Here is a 21,659-nt window from a genome sequence, read left to right as displayed (position 1 = left end):
TAACTTTATATGCATTCAGGGGTATTGATTATTGAATCATTTTGCTATTCGTAGCCAACAGGTGGTCACTCCAAATGGTATTCAGCCAGCAACGGTGATTATTCATCATGGGTTAATCCAGGCAGTAACGGAGTATACAACTAGTGTCGAATGTCCTATTGAAGATTTAGGGCAGTTAGTATTAATGCCTGGCCTGGTTGATACTCATGTGCATATTAATGAGCCCGGCCGCACTGATTGGGAAGGTTTTAACACCGCCACCCAAGCGGCGGCGGCAGGTGGTATTACTACACTGGTGGATATGCCACTTAACTGTATTCCTGTGACTACGACGGAAACGGCCTTCAACGAAAAACTGCACGCCATTAAAAACAAACTATGGGTAGATTGTGGCTTTTGGGGGGGTGTTGTACCCAGCAATATTGAAGACTTAGAAGCGTTATTAGCAGCAGGGGTATTAGGGGTTAAATCTTTTTTAATCGACTCAGGTATTGAAGAATTCCCTCCTGTTTCAGCAGCCGACATGCGTAAAGCTATTCCCATCCTGGCAAAATATCATGTGCCTTATTTAATCCATGCGGAGTTGGACCTACATAAAGAGTTGGATCAGCATAACCAGCCACCCCCTACTATCGGTAACAGTTACCAAAGCTTTTTAGCTTCCCGCCCCAAGCACTGGGAAAATGAAGCCATTAATTTATTGGTACAACTCTGTGCTGATGCAAAAGCAAAAGGACTCAACAGTCGTATTCATATTGTGCATTTGTCGTCTGCTGAAGCGTTGCCCACTATTGCCCAGGCCCGTCGAGATGGACTGGATATTACCGCAGAAACCTGTCCTCACTATTTAACGTTGGATGCAGAATCAATCCCCGATGGGAAAACGTTGTTTAAATGCTGCCCCCCCATTCGAGAGCATGGTAATCAACAACTGTTGTGGGATGGTTTAAAAGCAGGACTAATTGATTTTATCGTATCGGACCACTCCCCTTGTACCCCACAACTGAAGCATATTGACAGTGGTGATCTTGAGCAAGCCTGGGGTGGCATTTCTGCCTTACAGTTTGGTTTACCCTTGATTTGGTCAGCAGCCAACAAACAGGGCTTTACCTTGGTTGATATCGCCCATTGGATGGCCTCAGCCCCAGCAGATTTTATTGGTCTAGGACACACTAAAGGCCGGATTGCCCCTGGTTATCAAGCAGACTTATTCGTATTCGATCCAGCCGTTCATTACCCAATCACCCAGAAGCTGATTAAACACCGTCATAAAATAACCCCTTATGCTGGCAAACGAGTGACAGGTGAAGTACTAACCACTTACTTACGAGGTGAAATCATTTATGCAAAGAATAAAGACAATAATGGTTTATTTATAAATGGCCCATTTGGCAGGCCTTTATTAAAAGAAAATGAATAGTTCAAAATATTACTTACTACTTAATTGGCATTTAGTGTTTCTAAGCTGTAATGGGCTAGATAGAGGAACCTGAACCTTATGAGGCATGGATGCCGATTAGAGCATCCATGGATGGATTTACTGCGTGTTCTGGATCCTCTATCTGGCCCTAATTTAATGGAAAAACAATGATAACTGATAACCCATTACATACTGAGTTTACCCGGTCGCTGATTGACCTTGCTGCTGAACGGGTGGGTGGAGAAACCCTTACTTGCAGTGACGATTTTTTTGCCCCAATGGAAAATTTAATTAAGCCTGGTCGTGGCGTGTTTATTGCTGATAAATATACGGATCGGGGTAAATGGATGGATGGTTGGGAATCCCGGCGCAGTTTTGGCCGAGATAATGGCCGAGACCATGATTGGTGTATTTTACGGTTAGGTATTCCAGGTATTATTAAAGGTATTGATGTAGATACCAACCATTTCCGTGGCAATGCGCCGTTAGCGTTTTCGTTAGACGCTGCCTGTCTTAATGATGACGGTTTTGCTGGCAAAAATCATCCTGAATGGGTTGAAATACTCCCTCAAAGACTGGTAGAAGCCCATAGCCAAAACCTGTTTCGTATTCCCAGTTTAACCCCATGGAGCCATGTGCGGTTGAATATATATCCTGATGGCGGAGTTGCTCGATTACGTGTTTATGGTCAACCACACATCACCTGGAGTTCTGTGTTAACTGGTGAATTAGTCGATCTAGCAGCCATCACCAATGGAGGCCAGGCTATTCAGTGTAGTGACATGTTTTTTAGCGATAAAAATAACTTACTGATGCCTGGGCGTGCTACCAATATGAGCGATGGCTGGGAAACCAAACGACGACGAGATAATCAATACGACTGGGTGATTATTAAATTAGGAGCTGAAGGGAGTATTAATAAAGTCATTGTTGATACCAACCATTTTAAAGGTAACTACCCCGACCGATTCTCACTGGAAGCAATCACTGCACACAACGATGACTTTTATCAGAATAAAAACTGGCAAACCATTATTCCTGACACCAAACTCATGGCTCACCATGAACATTTATTGATTAGCGAAATTATAGCGGATCCCAGGCAAACCTTTACTCATGTTCGCCTGAATATTTTTCCCGACGGAGGTATTAGCCGGCTGCGAGTATTTGGCTACCGTAAAGAGGATCTTTTATGAGTACTATTCCTGCCTCTAAGGAAACACTACAAACAGCCTCGACCCTAGAAGCAGATTCAAATAAGATAGCGGCCATAAATCAATTAGCCGAAACTGATGCTCTCCGCTTATTCAGTCAGTGTTGTACATCAACTATCTGGGTAACAAAAATGGTGGCAAGTCGCCCTTTTGCTAACCACAACCAGCTTTTCCAACAAGCTGAATATCACTGGCAAAACCTAACAGAAGCCGATTACTTGGAAGCCTTTTCAGGCCATCCCCAAATTGGTGATATTCACAGCTTACGCGCTAAATATGCACATACTCAGTCATTCGCCAACCATGAACAAGCCAGTATCCACGAAGCAGCAGAATACACATTGCAAGCATTAGCCGCTAACAATCAAGCCTATGAGCAAAAATTTGGGTTTATCTTTCTTGTGTGTGCTACCGGAAAGTCTGCAGAGCAAATGCTGCAACTATTACAACAACGTCTATTAAATGACCGTCAAACAGAATTAAACAATGCAGCGACTGAACAACAGAAAATTACTCGTCTTCGCTTGGAGAAATTAATATGAGCCAAATTACCACCCATGTATTGGACACCACTCATGGTCGCCCCGCCCCTAATCTATCGATTCATTTGAGTTGGCAAACTGAACATGGCTGGGAAATGTTAGCTCAGGGGAAAACGGATCATGATGGTCGCATTCTAGACTTACTTCCCCCAGATCAACGTTTACCTGCAGGCACTTACCGAGTGCACTTTGACACCCAAAACTATTTTGAGTACCAAGGAACAACTGTCTTTTATCCCTATGTAGACATTGTGTTTCGTATTAATGGGGATCGTGATCACTATCATATTCCCTTATTGCTGTCTGCCCATGGTTACACGACTTATCGTGGTAGCTAATGATTCATACGTAAAATGCCACCTTATGCACAACCCAACCATTCAACCTAAGCCTTTAACCAAGGCTGGCTTTGCTCCTTTTGGCGACCTAATTGAAGTCAACGAGGAAACACCTTTTTTAATGATTAATCAGGGTTACACTCAACGCTTTCACGACTTAGCGACCATTGATGCATCTGCCTGTAATGGGACACCATTACTGAGTATTTTTCGTTCCAAGCCTTTGTCTGTACCAGTCAAGCTCACGGTAATGGAACACCACCCCCTATCAAGCCAGACTTTTTATCCCCTTAGCCAATACCCCTATTTAGTGGCAGTCGCTCCCAAAGGCCCATTTGATATGACTGCAATTGAAGTCTTTTTAGCACAACCCTGGCAAGGCGTTAATTATCATCCTGGTACCTGGCATCACTTCTGTTTAGCATTACAGCATACCAGTGATTTTTTAGTCATCGATCGAGGAGGTAAAGGTAATAATTGTGAAGAGGTCTATTTACCCACAGACCAACAGATAATCATTGAACTCTCTTAAGGGCACCGCTAATAATTCAACACACTAATTTCACAATGGACGAGTGGTAGCTAAAAATGGACCCGTATCTGACCGAATGGCTCAACCTATTATTGCGATTTTTACATGTTATCACGGGTATCGCCTGGATAGGCGCATCTTTCTATTTTATCTGGTTAGATAATCATTTAGAAAAACCGCCTCAATGGAAAATCGATCAAGGCATTAAAGGGGATTTATGGGCTATTCATGGGGGAGGCTTTTATGAAGTAGCTAAATATCAGCTGGCACCACGCACCATGCCATCCACTTTACATTGGTTTAAGTGGGAAGCCTACACTACTTGGATAACTGGCTTTTTTTTATTAGCCCTTATGTATTACGTTGGTGCTGAGGTCTATTTAATTGATAAGCGAATCGCTGATCTGACCCAATGGCAGGCTATTGGCGTTGGCCTAACAGTCATTATTGGTGGTTGGTTTTGTTATGATTTATTATGTAATTCCAAGCTAGCCAAACAGGGTGGAATATTAGGTATTGTCCTTCTCACCTTAGCCACTGCCCTTGCTTACTTTTTGACCCATACATTCAGCGCCCGAGGAGCTTATATTCATATGGGTGCTGTTATTGGCACCATTATGGTAGGCAATGTATTCCGCATTATTATTCCGTCTCAACAAGCACTCGTTACGGCAGTAAAAACCGGTAAAATGCCTGATCCTCAATGGGGGGCTAAAGCAAAATTACGCTCAACTCATAATACATACACCACACTACCGTTGGTTTTTATTATGATCAGCAACCATTATCCAATAACCTATAGCCATGCCTATAATTGGGCCATTTTAATTGCCATTATTGTAATCACTGCTATTAGCAGGCAATATTTTGTATTACGTCACAAAGGAATCCACAAGCCAGGCATTTTAATTGGGGCTGGAATTGCAACCGTTGTATTAGCGATTAGTATGGCTCCTTTTGCCTTATTTACATCTAAACCCACTAGCCCTGCTCAAGCACACACCACCATGGTTGAAAAACACCATCAACCCGCTATTGTTGACGTTGTTCAAATTGAACAAGTATTGAAGAATCGCTGCGCAAGTTGTCACTCAATAAAACCGACTGATAATACTTTTCGGATAGCGCCAGGTGGTGTGTTATTAGACGACATTTTAGCAATGCAACAATGGGCTCCTCGAATAAAAGCCAGAGTTATTGACGCTACAGACATGCCTTTTATGAATAAAACTGGAATGACTCAACCAGAGAGGGAGTTAATCGCTCGCTGGATTGCTCAGGGAGCGCCAGCTAGTTAGCAACGCAACAGCAACTATTCCTCAATAGGTCAACGCTGAGGAATAGTTTTTTCGCTAGTGGTAGTTAAGATGGCTTCACTTTACCTGTTTTTAGTTGCCACTTTTCAGTTTGATGTGATCGCACCGTTTTCGCAAACGACTTAAAGTGCTGCCGCTGGGCTGCAATACCCTGAGCCTGCCTTAAATGATGCGCTTCTTCTTTTTGCAGTTTTAAATAATGCTGCCAACGATCTAGACTTAGCAAGCCAGTCTCAAGCGCAGACTGTATTTTACAACCCGGTTCTTCTCCATGTTGGCAGTTTCTGAAATAACACTGTTTAGCCAGTTGTAAAATATCGTCAAACACTTCAGCCAGCTGCCCTTCCTCCAACCATAACTGAACCTCCCGCATTCCAGGCGTATCAATAATATTCACGTCAGTTTCAGTATGTAGTAAATATCGGCCTGTTGTCGTATGACGTCCTTTATCATCATTCTTACGAATACCTCCCGTATCCAGCACCTGTTGACCCAGAATTGCATTAATCAGGGTGGATTTACCAACCCCTGAAGAACCTATTAATACCAACGTTTCACCAGGCACTAGCCATGGGGCCAGTTGACGGCTTACGTCTTGTGAGTCCAAACCATTCACTGCAACCGCATTTAAGTTCAGCTCATGGCCAACTTCAGCTACCCAGTTTTCAGGGTTTTCAACCAAGTCTGCCTTAGTAAATACCACCACAGGCTCAAGTCCTGCATCATGAGCAACCATAATATACCGTTGCAAACGATGCAGGTTATAATCTTGATTTAGCGAAGTCACTACCAGCATAGTGTCAACATTAGCTGCTAATAATTGTTCCCTAGTTTGTTGCCCTGCGGCTTGTCGACGCAATAAGCTGCTCCTATCCAATAAACGCGTCAGCCAAAGGCAGTCCTCTTTTTCTTCAGCCATCACCCAGTCACCAACCGCTAGCCAAGCACTGATTGGACAGTCCTGTTTGCCTATTCGCAACAGCTGCTTGCCTTGTTCAGTTTCAACGAAAATACGATCACGTTGGATATTGCATATCCGTGCAGGAATAAAGTTATCCCACTCTACCAGTGATAACTGCTGCATAAAAAATGCTTTCCAACCAAAACGACGTAATCTGTCCAATTGCACGACACTTTCTCCTGTCGTAAGAAAACACTGCATCTATGCCATTAACAGCATAAAATGCCACGAAATTAAGAAGCCGTTTTTGAACAGGAAAAACACCAGAATAGCGAAGCACTTGTATAAGAGCTATATAACTAAAGAGCTATACAAGTAAAGAAGGGAATCAGAAAAGTATTACTGCTTGCTTACCGTCAGATTAAACGGTAATCATCTACACACTATGAAGACCAATACCCTTGCGCGCTAGTGTTTTTCCTTGTTAACACAATATCAGTAATCAAATTCATAACCATCATGTTATCTTCTCCTATTTATACTGTTCTCATTTATACTGTTCTCGAATGAATATTACTCATAGGCTCAAGGAACCTCATTACTCGACAGCCGCTCCTAAAAACTCGACGCTTTGAGTATAGATGTACATGTTTGTTTAGTGTGCAACTGTTTTGCTTTGCTGTAAAGCGTTAGTTTACACATTAATTTGTTTAGCCGGTGGAGGTGTATCAAAATCAACACTACCACAACATTGCTCCATCCAACGTTCAAAGTCTTGAACACTCATGGGCTTTGCAATGTAAAACCCTTGCACAATATCGCAACCTTCCTGTTCAAGAAACCGATATTGCGCTTCTGTTTCAACTCCTTCCGCAATCACCTCAAACCCTAAACTATGTGCCAGATGAATTATAGCCGATGAGAGTGCTGCACCTTTTCTATCATGAGGTACTTTCTTCAAAAAAGAGCGATCCAACTTTAAAGTACTAAACGGATATTTTTGTAAGTAACTTAAAGATGAATAGCCCGTGCCAAAATCATCTAACGATAACCTAAGACCAAGCAATGATAGCTTTAATAAATTTTCTACCGACTTATCGCTTTTATCCAATAACAAGCGCTCAGTTACTTCTATTTCAATTGATGACTTCCTTATATTATATTTTTTTATTTGCCTGGAAATACGGTCTACAAAATTAGCTTCTCGTAATTCCCGTGCAGAGATATTGATTGCCATCCGAAATGAGCTGCCCCAGGTCATTTCCCACTTAACCGCTGTAGCCAATACCAACTCCGCTACTTGATCACCAATAGCTACTATGAGGCCATTTTCCTCTGATATCGGTATAAAGTTATCGGGAGGTGTTACTCCCTCTTCTTTATTAAACCATCTGATAAGAGCCTCAGCCCCAACCACCTTTCCGGTTTTAATATTTAATAACGGCTGACAGTAAATGGTGAATTCATTTTCAGATATGGCTTTACGTAACCTGGAACTAATCTCCAAGCGTTTTTCAGCCCACTTGTTCATTTGTGGTTCAAAATACCGGTGGCAATTTCTGCCTGCTTTTTTCGCACTGTATAAAGCAGTATCCGCATTCTTTATGAGCTCGTTCATCGTTTTTCCATCAGAAGGGAAAATGGAAATACCAATACTGAGGGTTACATAAAGACTGTGTTTTAATATATGCATCTCCTGTGAAAAGCTGTTTTCTAACTTTTCAATAACAATTTCCACTGCATTCGGTGAATGCAGATTCGTTAAAATAAGTAGAAACTCATCTCCCCCCAATCGACAAGCAATATCACCTTTTCTCACTGTGTTACATAGGCGTTCTGCAGAAACCTTTAATAATTCATCACCTGCATCATGACCAAGTGAATCATTAATATCCTTAAAGTGGTCTATGTCTAAGTAAATGACAGCTAACGATTGGTCATATCGTTTGGCATGTATTAGTAACAACTCCAATCGATCGAAAGCACACTTGCGATTCACCAGTTTGGTTAATGAATCGTAATTAGCCTGCTCAAACAGCTTTTGTTGATCTCCTTCTCTTTTCATTATTTCTTCCTTGAGCTGTTTTTTCATCTTTTCCATGGCTCTAAGCAGTTGAGACAGTTCATCATTACTTTTGATATCGTTACTATCAAATTCAGGCTCTTCATCCGTGTCCAGGTTATCTAATGAAAAAGCATCGGCAAAATCTTTTGCTTTATTTATTCTCGATACGATTAACCTATAAATAAAATACAAAATAAACACAGACACTAGAAAGGTTTTTATTGCTTGAGAAAAGGCAATAAGGATAGACTTATCAATTAGCCGTTCATACACATTGGCTAACTCAACCACTACCGTTAACTGACCAACACTCACAGGACGATCACCCGCCATATAATTAATAGGATAAATTCGTTCCCGAGGGTATTTTACATCTTCCAGTTTATTTGCAATAAATGCTTTATTTTCAATATTAACAAAGCTAACAAATGCTACATCTGGCAACTGGCCAATGCCATCAATGGTCACGGAGAGAGCTTCGAAATTATAATCCCATGCTTGTTTGGCAATAGGGGTTAAATAGCTTCTTTCTATATTATTCAATCGTTCATCAATTACACTCAAATCAGCATGATAATCAGAGTAAATTTGTGCGCAAACAATAACCAGGGTAATCATTGAGCTTATTAATAATATGTGAGCCAATGTGCTTTTTGCTAACGACTGATGCGAGTTTTTATGCTTAGATGCCAACATAATGCTATCTGACTTATTAATAACTGGCTGACTTTATACCTGGTTATCTAACCATTAGTTATCCTTAAATGGATCATAAAAATACTGACGATACTCATCTGACTCTAAGCCTTTTAAGTTAGGATTCTCAATCCAGTAAATTTGCCGCTTACCCAGCGCAACGAAATCAATACTTTGTTTATAGGACTTTAACCAAAGCTGTTTTAAAGAACCATCTTTATAGGCAATCTTCAACCCTTTATAGACACGCTCAATAGCAGCTGTATTTGACTTATGAGTATAGAAGAAGCGCGGTAGCGGATAAGCAATCGACATAGAGGTATCATAGGTAAGATCTTTGATATGTTTGTATGCATTATATTCTTCATATAGTTCATTGGCTCCGCGGCAAAATAGATCAAATCGATTAGCGGCTACAAGATAAAAAAGACTTTCATAGGTAGGACTCGTCACCACCTTAAGTCCGCTCGCTTCTAAAACATGAATATCAGACCACCCTAACCCCTGGCCATGGGTAAATTGGCTTAATTCTGCAAAGGACTTTGCACTCGCCACTTTATCTTTTATTGTTTTAGAGAGGAAGCAGACTCGGTAACCAACAATACCTAAATCAATGGGGAAAGGTGCAAAAGAGAGGTCCTGTTGATTGAACTTATTTTCATATGCTAATTTTAAAAAAAAATTTTCATACTGATTGAGCTGTGCAGAGCGGATAGCCCGAGTGAAGTTCATGGCGGGGCTCGGTTTCAACTCAAAGTCACCATATTCTTTACGGGTTTTTATCAGTGCCAGCTCCAGTACAGACGTATCATAGTTATATCGTGCATCTTTACCACTTTCTGGAGCTCTGTAAGTAAATGTGGTAGCTGCCATCACTTGCACAGATATTAGGCATAGCAATAACACCGAAAGCATACAGTTCATTGGAAAAATTCCTGTCTGATAACGTCATATGTATAGCAAGTATAACCACTTAACGCTGTTCTCGCTGGTATTTTCCAGATGATACCGAGTGAAGTCTGGCCCAGCTGAATGAAGGCTTGTTTGTCTTATGCATCCCCATACTTAGAGAGTTTATTTCTTAACAACAAATTTGATATTAGTCTGGACCATTCATGTATCGTTTCAGGCGTTTTGTTTTTTGAAGGCTTAGTTTATTTAAAAGGTTAAAATGTTTTTCCTAATTAATTTCGGAAAATACCCTTCACCAATAACACTCATCAACTGCAAGTCAATTATAAATATTCCTCTCACTTCTCAAAGTGAATAACATTATTTAATAAAGCCTGGCACATGAGCAGAATTCTATGGATAATAGGCTTTCGTAGTATTAAGCAACAACTATAGTGTTTAGTACTAGTAGTGTTTAATGCTAATAATGCTTACTACTAATAAACAAAAGCAAAAAAAGAAAAGAGAATGTCGCATTCAGCAATGCAAGGTGATAAGCAAGGTAAAACTATATTAAATGGATTTTCAACTTGCACAATGACAAGGTATTAATAAATACGTTATTCATTCGATAGCTTTGGCGAGAATGATTAAAATTTGTGCTAGGCAGATTTATGCGTATGTCACATCGTTTTTTTGCCTGCAATACCACCAAAAAAAACTGTATTTGCCACTAAAATAATTGTGTGACAGCCTCGACTTAACATGGCGAACAAAGACTATTTTCCAGCATATACTAAACAGGTAAGAGGAGCGGGATTTTATTCTTTGAGTTCAAAATGTTAGAGTTGTAAAGGTTTGTACTCAAATCGGGGAGCTGTATGGAAAAACATCACGATAAATATAGTATTGAAAATACTGACTACACCGTTGGTCAGGACAATGTTCAGAAGTGGGGATTTGATGTCCACAATCCGGTTTTTGGTATCAGTGCCGGGTTGATTCTGGTCTTCCTGATTGCAGTATTACTCGTAGACCCAGCCACTGCTAAGTCCACACTGGATGGTCTGAAGTGGGACATCATTGGAACCTTTGACTCTCTCTTTATCTGGTCTGGCAATATTTTTGTTATTTTCTGCCTGGCCTTGCTTTTATCACCTTATGGCAAAATCCGAATAGGTGGTACCAATGCCAAACCCCAATACTCTACGTTGTCCTGGCTAGCAATGCTGTTTGCTGCAGGGATGGGCATTGGCCTGATGTTCTGGAGTGTTGCAGAGCCAGTCGCGTACTACACAGGCTGGTATAAGACTCCGCTTGGTGTCGAAGCCAACACCCCTGCAGCAGCTGAGCTTGCAATGGGTGCCACCATGTACCACTGGGGCTTACATCCCTGGGCAATTTATGGTGTTGTTGCCTTGTCGCTAGCCTTCTTTGCCTACAATAAAGGCTTACCCCTTTCTATTCGTTCAATCTTTTATCCGCTATTGGGTGATCGTGCTTGGGGCTGGCCAGGCCATATCATCGATATCCTGGCAGTTTTGGCCACCTTATTTGGTTTAGCCACCTCGTTAGGGTTAGGCGCCCAACAGGCTGCCAGTGGAATCAATCATGTATTTGGTATCGACGGCGGTATCGGCATGCAAATTCTAGTGATTGTCGTAGTCACTGCATTAGCCATACTCTCCGTTGTCCGTGGTATTGAAGGTGGGGTTAAGCTACTCAGTAACATCAATATGATCATTGCTTTTGCCCTGTTGATCTTGGTTACTTTTTTAGCACTTGCTGTTGCCATGGGCAATATCCCAACCACCATTGCTGCTTACCTGAAAAATATTATCCCTCTAAGTAACCCTCATGGGCGTGAAGATGAAGCTTGGTTCCAAGGTTGGACCGTATTTTATTGGGCTTGGTGGATTTCCTGGTCACCATTTGTAGGGATGTTTATTGCTCGTATATCAAAAGGTCGTACTATTCGTGAGTTCATCGCAGCGGTATTACTCGTGCCAACCGCTGTTACAGTGCTTTGGATGTCAGTGTACGGAGGTATTGCGCTTGACCAAGTAATTGCGGGTGTTGGTGCACTGGGCGAAAAAGGCTTGACTGATGTACCTCTGGCCATGTTCCAAATGTTTGAGCAGCTGCCAATGGGAACGCTGCTTTCGGTAACGGCTATCATACTGGTGCTAGTGTTTTTTATTACCTCTTCCGACTCAGGCTCATTGGTAATTGATAGCATCACAGCAGGTGGCAAAATTGATGCACCTGTACCACAGCGAGTTTTCTGGGCGTCTATTGAAGGGGCAATCGCTGCCGCCTTACTCTGGATTGGTGGTACTGAAGCCATTCAAGCCTTACAAGCTGGAGCCATATCCACTGGCTTACCTTTCACTATTGTATTACTACTGATGTGTGTCAGCTTAGTGATAGGATTGCGAACGGAAAAACATTAACGTTTATTACCAACAAATAAAAAAACCGGCAAATGCCGGTTTTTTTATTGCTAACGCCTACTCAAACTAGTTCCAAAGCTGCGCTACCGGTGTATCAGGTCGATAGTGATGCGCTACTTGCGCCTGCAATAACTCCGCCGTTGCTAAAGCATCCGTCATCGCATGGTGAGGATGATAGTATGGTAAAGAATAACGTTTCCGGCAGTCAGCTAGCCTGACAGATCCCATTGGTTTTTGTAGCAATCGCCCAACTAACCCTTGTCGCGCCCTTAGTGCTCGTTGCTCTAACTCCAGTGTATCAATGGCTGGAAACTGGATACTTTCTCCAATACGTCGTAACAACGCCTGGGAAAAAAAATTACACTCTATCTGGCGATAGTGCACTACCACAACTTTACCAGCCAATGCCAGCAACACTTGTTCAAGAAAGTGCTGAAAATCAGGCGCGGAATTGACTTCAGAATGGGTAATGCCATGGATGATGACAGACTCCTCTGCCAAAGGCTGTACCGGTTTAACAATCCACTCGGCAGCATCCCGACAAAAAATCCGCTGCAAGGTAAAAGGTACCAACCCAATACTAACAATATCATCCTGCTCAGCATCCAGCCCGGTGGTTTCAAAGTCTAGTGCCACCAGTGGCACACTATTAATGGGTGTATTACCAGCAACTATGCCCGCCCCATAAAAACGCTGCAACCGCCCATCCTGACTGCTGGCCTGTAGCTGAGCATATCGTTCCTGCCAAGCAGATGTTAAATCAGCCACTCACCCCCCACTACCGCAATGCTTTTGATGCATGATAGCGATATTTCAAAAAGCTTTGGGATTTATCCAGCACCTGAAAGGCTTCTTTAAGGTTACGTCGCTCAAAGGTAGACAACATCTCGGGCTCAATATTGTTATCTGGCTCATCCCCCCGCTCAATATCCGCGGCTTGATGGCGTATCCTAACCATAGCGATGTATTCCAACGCATCGCTTAAATCCTGACCTTTCCCAGGGGGAAGAATACTGGCCTCGATAATATCCTCAAGCCGCTCAAACGAGTTTTGAGCTCGGGAGCCGACGGCTAGGGCATGAACACGGATCACATCTGACAAGGGGGCAGTTCCTCGGCGCTTTAGATTAATTGACTTTTTATGCTGACCATCCTGCTCCATTACAAACCCTTTAAAAAAACCTAAGGGTGGCGTTCTATTCAGCGCATTTCGGGCCAGACAAGCAAGAAACTTCTGATTCTGACGAGCTTTCCGAGCAATAAAGGTTTGCAATTGCTTGGCCCAGCTAGTTTTTCCCCATACCCCATCCAAATCAAAAAAAATCGAGCTATGTAACAACGCTTCAGGTACAGGGTTTTCAATCCAGTTAGCAAACTGTTCTTTCCACTGGCTCAGAGTCATTCGCCATTGAGCATTAGATGCCATGATTTCGCCGCTGCAGTAAGCATAGCCACAAGCCGCCAACCCATCACAAACAAAATTAGCCAACGGCTCAAAGTAACTATTATGCTGTGCTGGGTCATAGCCGTTATCCAAAATAATCGCATTGTCCTGATCAGTCACTATCAGCTGCTCATCACGAGCCATTGAGCCCAACGCCAAAAAACAATAAGGCACTGGGGGTGAACCCAGCTTTTCTTCTGCAAGCTCCAGCAACCGCTGCTTAAAACTACGGCCAATCCAGGCCATGGCACTACCAATCATATGGGAGTTGGCATCTTCATTAACCATCCGAACAAAGACTGATGGCAGCTGCTGTGCATAGCTTTTTAAATCATCTACGGTTTGCTGGGCGAAAATCCCCCGTACTAATAACAAGCTGCTTTGAGATTCGTGACGCACAATATCTGACATCGCCACTACTCCAATGGGGTGATGGCGGCGCATCACTGGCAAGTGATGGACATTACCTCGCAACATCGCCAGCATGGCTTCAAATACATAGGCATTATCATCAATGACTGCCACATCAGTGGTCATTACGTCTCCCACCGGTGTATCACGGGAAATATCAGCGGCCAATACTCGCTCTCGTAAATCCCGGTCGGTGACAATTCCTATCAGCTGGCCACTGTATTCATCTTCATTAACCGTCATTTCAGGATCAGTAATTAATAACGATGACACTCCCTCTTCCGTCATGGTCAATGCCGCTTCACGAACAGAGGTTTGTTGAGGTACAGTCACCGCTTCTCGGGTCAACAACGATTTTATTTTTACGGTGGTCAGGTCATTGTTATCAGCCTGACTGGATAGGGTGCGACGTAGTAGTTCGCCACCTTCTGCCTCAAAAAAATCAGCAAAAGTGTCAAAACGGTCGTTATATTCACTGAACTGATCAGCAGGAATGCAATAAACCAAGGTATCTTCAAGGGCTTTGGCAGGAAGACGGACTCGACGATTCATCATTAACCCCATCTGGCCAAACACATCTCCCTCTGCCAAACGGTTATAAAGCTCTCCAGTGCGCCGATAAATTTCCACTGATCCACTACGAATAACAAATAAATCCTGGATCGAGTCACCATAAACTAGAATATCAGTGCCCCCTCGGTAATAGGCAATTTCCGTTTGTTGAGCCAGCAGCTTGAGCGCATCATTAGGCAGCTCATCAAACGGTGGATGCTTGGCCAAAAAATTAACGATTTCCAGTTGTTCTACTTGCATGAGAAGCCCTCTCAACAGCGCGACCCTGTTCGTAACAAGGCAATAACCTAAAACATAAGCAGATTTGTCAGGCTAGCACTCAAGTCTATACGAGAAAACACCTCTTGCCTTGATTTGCTGAATTAGGATGACTACTGTCGTTTATGGCCAGTGAGCAACTGCTCAAATAACTCGGGTGGCAGCGGCTTACTGAACAAATAACCCTGAGCTGCATCACAATTCGCCTGCTGTAAATACTCACGCTGCGCTTTGGTTTCTACACCTTCTGCCAGGATTTTTACTTTTAAGGTTTTTGCCATGCTGATAATTGCATCAACAATGGCATTGTCATCTGGCGAACCTAGCCCTTTAATAAAACTTCTGTCTACTTTAATCACATCTAAATGTAAGGCTCTGATTCGCTCAAAAGATGAGTAGCCAGTACCAAAGTCATCAATAGAAATAGCAACACCTATATCCCTCAATTGCTTCAAAATTACATTAGTCGCAGGGGTATCATTCATTAAAATCGATTCAGTTAGTTCCAACTCTAACTGTTGTGGGTTTAGCTGAGTAGCGGTTAACACCTCGTTTACATGCTCCACAAAGCGCTGATCAATTTGATAACCTGATACATTCACTGACACCTGCAAGCTGGTAATTCCTTGTTGATGCCAGTGGTTGGTTTGACGACATGCCTCTGCAAGCACCCAAGCCCCCAGCTCAATAATTTGCCCAGTATGTTCAGCAATTTCGATAAATTCCGAAGGGGGTAATAAGCCTCGCTCAGGGTGCTGCCAGCGAACCAGTGCTTCCATGCCAAAGATTTCATCCGTTTGTAAATTAATTTTTGGTTGGTAATACACTCTGAGTTCATTTTGTTGAATTGCCTGATGCAACTCAGCCTCAATTTTTTGATGGTGTAGCACCCGCTCATGCATTGCAGGAGTAAAGAACCGATAACAATTCCCTCCACCACTATGTTTTGCCTGATACATCGCCATATCAGCAAAATGAATTAGTTTATCCTGACTTTTAGCATCAGCAGGATAGCAAGCAATGCCGATGCTACCACCCGCCCGTAAACAATGACCATCGAGACAAGCTTTAGCCAGCAGTTTTTTCAATAGTCGCTCTGCAACTTCCACTAGCACATCATGGCTGGCGACTCCCCCTGCAATGACGGCAAATTCATCCCCTCCAAGCCGAGCTACGGTATCCCCTTCTCGCACAGCACTTTCTAAACAGCGGGCGACATGTTTCAGTAATAAATCACCGACTTCGTGTCCTAATGAATCATTCACTTCTTTAAAGCCATCTAAATCAATAAATAATAAAGCTAACGCTTCATTAGTCACTGACGACATTTGTATAGCTTGCTTTAAACGCTCTCCAAACAGCACCCGATTAGCCAAGCCAGTCAGGTGATCATAACGGGCTAAATGCTCAATTTGTCGTTGCGCTTTTTGTCGCTCTTTATTTTCTTTTTTCAGTTGTTCATTACTCATTCGAAGCTCTAAGGTCCGCTCTTCAACCCGATGCTCCAGCTCATTCTTTGCTTGTGCCAGCTTGGTTTCAGCGGTTTTACGCTGATGGATTTCAGCATTTAAACTCGTTACATTTTGCTCAATGGTATTCGCCAGTTCATTAAAAGTATCAATCAACTCACCTACCTCATCTTCAGTAGTTGTGGCCAGTCGATGGGTCAAATCACCTGAAGTAAAGGTTTGCATTCCAGTGATAATATCTTTCAGTCGATTGGTGAGATAAGAAGCTATCCAAATAGCAATTAAAATGACCAACAACACCATCACAGCCGTTGAAGCCGTTAACTGCACAGTAATTTTCTGCAGCCTGGTGTTAATCCCAGCAATTAAAGAGTTACGTTTATTTTCCAGTTGTTGGTTAGCTTGTTGAATCATCCCCATCATTTCATCTTTTGAGGACATTGCCGCCGCATGAAACTGATCAATATTAGCGCCAATGGTGACAAAGCCAAAACCACGAGCACTGTTTGCATAGCGCCCGGTATAATAAGGAATTACTGCAGCTGTCGAAATTTTCCAGAGCCCACTCCAAAAAATTACAAACGAGCCTGCCCCACCTTCTTCAGTAAGATTCCACCAACCTGAACATTGAGGCGCAAAATGTAAGTAGCGACAATCCAAGGCTATTTGTCCTTTACCTACTTGCGTCAAAGCAGGTTTTCGCTTTAATGACTGCGCTTTATACGGTGATTGCTGGGTAATAAATTGCTGAAAAGATAAACCGCTATCTTGCCACTGTTGCCAAGTGTGTTGATCCAACCAGGTAGGCACCTGCTCACCGGTGGTTGGATCGTATCCCACAATAAAATAATCGCGCGGATGAGAAATATTCCGCCCTAAATAGTCCCACATAAATGCATAATTTCCTGAGCTGGCATCAGAAATAGGCGTAAAACGCTGTTGAGTCGGCACCAAGTGGTCAGTAAACTCCATAATATGGGTATGATCTAATGCCAATGATAAATACCCAATTTTTTCACCCGCCTGAAAAACAGGGGTTATCCACCGTACAATTCCCTCAAATCGTTTCCCTACTGGGTTTTCTTTACCTGCATACCCGGCATTTTCGGGTAAAAAAGAAATGCCTTTTTGCTTTGCCTTTGCCCGAGTAAAAGGACCAATAATAGGCGATGGCACATAAGCACCAATCACATCGGATACATAAATATCGCCTTTTTGTAATGAGTTCAGCTTGGCAAAATAACGCTCTGCCTTATACCAAGTATTTTCAGCGCGAGAGACATCCAATAACGGAGCAGCTTGGTTTGGGTCTGACAAAATGCGAATCTGTTGCTGACCATTTACGTCAAAAAAACTGATCTCCCGATAAAGCGGCCTGTTTTCTTTAATACCTAGATGATCCGGTGGACGATAATGAAAGGCGGTACGATTGTCTTCTACACGAGGAGTTACTTGCTGGTATTTAATACTCACTGGCCGAACAGGCTGCCATTGCTTCCCCTCATCATCCATTTGCCAGGGCTGATGTAGCGTCACTACGGCTGTTCGATGCGCAATGAACTGTTGATAAGTATCAGGATCAGGCGGCTGCCCAGCTAACAATAGTAAATCTTTATCCCGCTCATAAAGAAACTGTGCCACCTGCTCAGCAGTATCTACCGTTAAGCGCTCAATCGCTGCCTGCGCTTGTGCATCCAAGGCTTTCACTGACTGAGCGGTGGTCACTTCCCCTACCGTGGCTACTGTATGCAACATTCTGTCAGCCATTTGCTGGCTTTCATCAACCACCTTATGACCAAGATTAACGCTATGGTCCCAGGCAATCCAAGCCAGTAACAACAGCGGAAGGACTTTAATCAGGCTGAAAATCGAAATAAGTTTTCCGCGAATTCCCAGGTGCAAACGGCTTTTTGGCATACTGGTATCACTTGAAGGTGATGCTATTTTTCTTGTGACTACTGTAATGACAGTGTAGGTGATTTAAAGTTACTTATAATCACAAGATACCCAACTGATCAACATGAACACAGTATTAACGGGGTTATCGATGTGAAACACCATATACTGCCCATGTTAACAGCCCAGTGCTTAACTTCCTTTTTAGCAGTCTGGACTGTTCATCACCACTGCGAAGAACAGGGCTTGGTCGCACGAACCATTCGTAACCGGGTATTGATGCCTAAGAGACTAACTTTCCTTTGTTACTCCAGTTCTATTGATTAGTTGGCTTTTAACATAGAGAAACAACGCCATCAGTCTTATCACTATTATTGAGTAAGCCAATCTGTAAATTACAACTATGACAATATTGGCATTAATCATTAATACTAATAAAGTATCCTCTATTAGCGAGTGTGATAAATTCATAAAGTATATTGCTTTTTTGATACTTTCACTATAAATAACAGATAGCTCTCCTAGTGACTCTTTTAATAATACTCCGCCATAAGATATACCCAGTAATATACCAATCAATAAAGGGTGTGATAGTTTTATATCAAGCCGAAGCAGACTAACCAAAGGCAACAGCAGCTTTTCTATTAAGTTAATCAGTGATAACTTTTTAAGCAGCTCAATTAATAAAAACAATAAAACAATAATCACACACATTTTCACCGTTATCGCAATTGACTGCCAAATCACATCAAAATAACTAGCAAAGGACTTCGGTGTAATTAATGCACTACTAAAGCTTACATTACTTTGAAGAAGCTCAAAGTAATTACAAAATAGCATCAATAACAATGCACATACAATTGAGTTAACAATTCGAAAAATAGTTGCCTTAACAAATCCTACCCCCACTAACGAACTCACCCGAGATTCTACCGGAAGTGCATGAGCCAAAAGTATTAATATTGATAATACATTTATGTCTATTAGCCGATAACCATAGGATTCAGAGGCAATGGTAAAAAATGTAGCTACTCCTCCATACACACCAGTCAATATTGCAGCCAACCAAACAATACTAAACTCTTCTGGCAAGTCTAAGATAGACATAATTGGTTGTACAGCTGTTATCAGTAAACGATCAAAGCCATGAAATACAGCAATATTAACAATAAGCAATACAGGAAAGACTACAATAACCATTGATATAATAGATTTAGTTATTAATTTAATCATCATATGTTCCATCATTATAAATCGTATCAATGTATTTCAACCCAGAATCTGGTAAAACACCAACCACATTACTTCCCTCGACTATCCCCCCTTTGTTTATCAATGATGAGATAACTGACAACACACTACCAGAAGACCCACCCAAGAGAATTCCTTCGTGTTTGGCAATATATCGGCACATCGAGAATGCATTGTGGTCACTACACTTTAACTCCATATCCACGTACTCTGAGAAATAGTTTTTAGGGACAAAACTTAAGCCTGCACCATTTATTTTAAAAGGCTTCGGCTTGCCACCAAAAATGACTGATCCAACAGGCTCAACAGCAACTATTAAAGGCTTCTTTGTTAAATGCTCTATCAAAAATTTCGCAATTCCTGATAAGTGTCCTCCAGTACTTACACATGCGACCAGCACATCTATTTTTCCATTTAAATCTTGATATATTTCTTTTCCTGTATGTTCATAATTAGCCATCCAACACCCAGGGTTGGAATATTGATCTAAATTAATCCATCCATTTTTTTTACTTAACTCTTTTGCTGTTTTAATTCTGACTTTTTGATAAGAGCCATTTTCATCCATTTCTTCTACCACTAATACATTTGCGCCAAATGCTTTATAAATCAAAATATTTTGTTTTGGTGTTTTAGGGTCTACAATACATACCAAATTATATCCTTTTTTTGCACATATCATTGCTAACGCATGGCCAGTATTACCAGAGGTTGACTCAACAATCGTGTCACCTGGTTTAATATCATGTGTTTTTTCAAGAGATTCTATCATTTTCAGCGCAGCTCTATCCTTAATACTGAAGCCCGGATTGAAATACTCAATCTTACCATACACGTTTATCTTACGACTTGTTGATGATAGCACTGGAAGCTGAACAAGATGAGTATTGCCAATAGTATCTAAAATGGAATCAAGCATTTTTTTCTCCTAAATAAAATCTACAATTAAAAACCAAGAAAATACAGGCTGTTATGAAGCAACTTTTATTTCATTTTGTAAAAAATCAATAACACCTTCTAGAGGCTTAAATAGAAAACATGTGGACTTCTTAGGAAGCAAATGGCCTTGTAAGGCACTTTGGTAAATCGATTCAACACTGGGTGAACGGGTTTGTATGAATAAGTAATGAGAGCTTAGGTTGATATCAGATAAGTGGTTTTTATGCTGAAAGGCTAATGCCTCGCTTGAAATAGTCTCTACCCCATTTAAACTACTGAGATTTTCTAATATGAAGTTATGATGATAACCTGGCTGGTTAAACCCTTTTCTACCAATTAGCAAATCAAAAGCAACCACCAGCTTTTGATTTTGGTAGTGAATCAAGAAATCAGCCTGTTCTTCTTTACAGGTCTTTAATCCTAGCTGTCTACAATGATCAACAAGCTGTTGCCAGTTAAAGTGTTCATTAAGCCAACCGACTAGGCCAAAACTCTTAACTTTGGTTTCAGATGTCTGTGTAATAAATACGGGGAGTGACACAATGCTACTAGTATCAATACTGGTTTGTTGTTGATAGGCTGCAAATCGGTGGTGGCCATCAGCAATAAGAAAATGTTCGATGCGATTGATTGCTAACATAACCTCTATACAGTCGATAGCTTCATGAATATAAAAAATTGAGTGAGTGAATGATTTATCTTTGAAACTAATGATTGGCTGTGCTGACTGTATTAATCTTGATAATGTAAACCGAGGATAAAATTTGCTATTTGTCACTAAGTAACAGGGGGTGCTCATGCCCTGCTGTTGTACTATTTCCTGCTGAAGAGCGGCCAGCCGTTGAGAATCAATCTCTTCATGAGGATAAACCATTGATTTCCCTTTATTTCTATATTGGCTTAAAACACCAATAACTTCATGAGGTTCATCATTAAACAAACCACTAATATGGTATATAAAAAGGCCCTCATTACAATCTTGAAATAGAAGACTATTAAATGCATTACAATCAATCACTTTAGTTTTTTGTTCTATAAGACTCATTTGAC

At 41.7% G+C, this 21,659-nt stretch carries 16 protein-coding genes; 7 read left to right on the top strand and 9 right to left on the bottom strand.

Annotated elements, in window-relative coordinates; all coding sequences use genetic code 11:
• Window positions 1–31: 31 nt before the first annotated feature.
• From allB to OQE68_RS25295, 6 genes are all read left to right on the top strand, one after another.
• The gene (gene allB / locus OQE68_RS25320; protein ID WP_180567123.1) at window positions 32–1,420 is read left to right on the top strand and encodes an allantoinase AllB; all 1,389 of its coding nucleotides are present in this window, start codon (window positions 32–34) and stop codon (window positions 1,418–1,420) included.
• Window positions 1,421–1,587: 167 nt separating this feature from the next.
• The gene (gene alc / locus OQE68_RS25315; RefSeq protein ID WP_180567122.1) at window positions 1,588–2,616 is read left to right on the top strand and encodes an allantoicase; all 1,029 of its coding nucleotides are present in this window, start codon (window positions 1,588–1,590) and stop codon (window positions 2,614–2,616) included.
• Window positions 2,613–3,176, top strand: coding sequence for a 2-oxo-4-hydroxy-4-carboxy-5-ureidoimidazoline decarboxylase (gene uraD, locus OQE68_RS25310; protein WP_180567121.1), 564 nt, complete (start codon window positions 2,613–2,615; stop codon window positions 3,174–3,176). Before alc ends, uraD begins: the two co-directional genes overlap by 4 nt.
• A complete protein-coding gene (uraH, locus tag OQE68_RS25305; protein WP_180567120.1) occupies window positions 3,173–3,514 on the top strand; it encodes a hydroxyisourate hydrolase in 342 nt (113 codons plus the stop codon). Before uraD ends, uraH begins: the two co-directional genes overlap by 4 nt.
• Before the next feature lie 25 nt (window positions 3,515–3,539).
• Window positions 3,540–4,046, top strand: a complete 507-nt coding sequence (locus OQE68_RS25300; RefSeq protein ID WP_180567119.1) for an ureidoglycolate lyase — start codon at window positions 3,540–3,542, stop codon at window positions 4,044–4,046.
• A gap of 56 nt (window positions 4,047–4,102) precedes the next feature.
• Window positions 4,103–5,344 carry a urate hydroxylase PuuD gene (locus tag OQE68_RS25295; protein WP_180567118.1) on the top strand — a complete coding sequence of 414 codons (1,242 nt, stop codon included), beginning with the start codon at window positions 4,103–4,105 and terminating at the stop codon, window positions 5,342–5,344.
• 64 nt (window positions 5,345–5,408) lie between these two features.
• Here the strand turns inward: OQE68_RS25295 and rsgA are convergent, their stop codons facing one another.
• The 3 genes from rsgA to OQE68_RS25280 form a co-directional block, all read right to left on the bottom strand.
• Window positions 5,409–6,491: a ribosome small subunit-dependent GTPase A gene (gene rsgA / locus OQE68_RS25290; RefSeq protein ID WP_180567117.1), complete on the bottom strand. Its 1,083-nt coding sequence runs from the start codon at window positions 6,489–6,491 to the stop codon at window positions 5,409–5,411.
• A gap of 466 nt (window positions 6,492–6,957) precedes the next feature.
• On the bottom strand, window positions 6,958–9,024 hold the full coding sequence (locus OQE68_RS25285) for a bifunctional diguanylate cyclase/phosphodiesterase (RefSeq protein WP_180567116.1): 2,067 nt from the start codon (window positions 9,022–9,024) through the stop codon (window positions 6,958–6,960).
• A gap of 54 nt (window positions 9,025–9,078) precedes the next feature.
• Window positions 9,079–9,948: a hypothetical protein gene (locus OQE68_RS25280; protein ID WP_180567115.1), complete on the bottom strand. Its 870-nt coding sequence runs from the start codon at window positions 9,946–9,948 to the stop codon at window positions 9,079–9,081.
• Window positions 9,949–10,796: 848 nt separating this feature from the next.
• On the opposite strand from OQE68_RS25280, the gene OQE68_RS25275 reads away from it, so the two are divergent.
• Window positions 10,797–12,368, top strand: coding sequence for a BCCT family transporter (locus OQE68_RS25275; protein WP_180567114.1), 1,572 nt, complete (start codon window positions 10,797–10,799; stop codon window positions 12,366–12,368).
• A 66-nt stretch (window positions 12,369–12,434) separates the two neighbouring features.
• Here the strand turns inward: OQE68_RS25275 and OQE68_RS25270 are convergent, their stop codons facing one another.
• From OQE68_RS25270 to OQE68_RS25245, 6 genes are all read right to left on the bottom strand, one after another.
• On the bottom strand, window positions 12,435–13,136 hold the full coding sequence (locus OQE68_RS25270; protein WP_180567113.1) for a 3'-5' exonuclease: 702 nt from the start codon (window positions 13,134–13,136) through the stop codon (window positions 12,435–12,437).
• 10 nt (window positions 13,137–13,146) lie between these two features.
• Window positions 13,147–15,036, bottom strand: a complete 1,890-nt coding sequence (locus OQE68_RS25265) for a DUF294 nucleotidyltransferase-like domain-containing protein (protein WP_180567112.1) — start codon at window positions 15,034–15,036, stop codon at window positions 13,147–13,149.
• Between the two features lie 131 nt (window positions 15,037–15,167).
• Window positions 15,168–18,440: a putative bifunctional diguanylate cyclase/phosphodiesterase gene (locus OQE68_RS25260; protein WP_180567111.1), complete on the bottom strand. Its 3,273-nt coding sequence runs from the start codon at window positions 18,438–18,440 to the stop codon at window positions 15,168–15,170.
• A 270-nt stretch (window positions 18,441–18,710) separates the two neighbouring features.
• Complete coding sequence (locus tag OQE68_RS25255) at window positions 18,711–19,655, bottom strand: hypothetical protein (RefSeq protein WP_180567110.1); 945 nt, start codon at window positions 19,653–19,655, stop codon at window positions 18,711–18,713.
• The gene (locus OQE68_RS25250; protein WP_180567109.1) at window positions 19,645–20,589 is read right to left on the bottom strand and encodes a PLP-dependent cysteine synthase family protein; all 945 of its coding nucleotides are present in this window, start codon (window positions 20,587–20,589) and stop codon (window positions 19,645–19,647) included. Before OQE68_RS25250 ends, OQE68_RS25255 begins: the two co-directional genes overlap by 11 nt.
• 51 nt (window positions 20,590–20,640) lie before the next feature.
• Window positions 20,641–21,654, bottom strand: coding sequence for a DUF1015 family protein (locus OQE68_RS25245; protein WP_180567108.1), 1,014 nt, complete (start codon window positions 21,652–21,654; stop codon window positions 20,641–20,643).
• Window positions 21,655–21,659 lie beyond the last annotated feature (5 nt).

The organism is Spartinivicinus marinus, assembly GCF_026309355.1.
Classification (GTDB): domain Bacteria; phylum Pseudomonadota; class Gammaproteobacteria; order Pseudomonadales; family Zooshikellaceae; genus Spartinivicinus; species Spartinivicinus marinus.
Note: the sequence above shows the minus strand (reverse complement) of the source record. Positions and strands in the feature narration are given on the sequence as shown.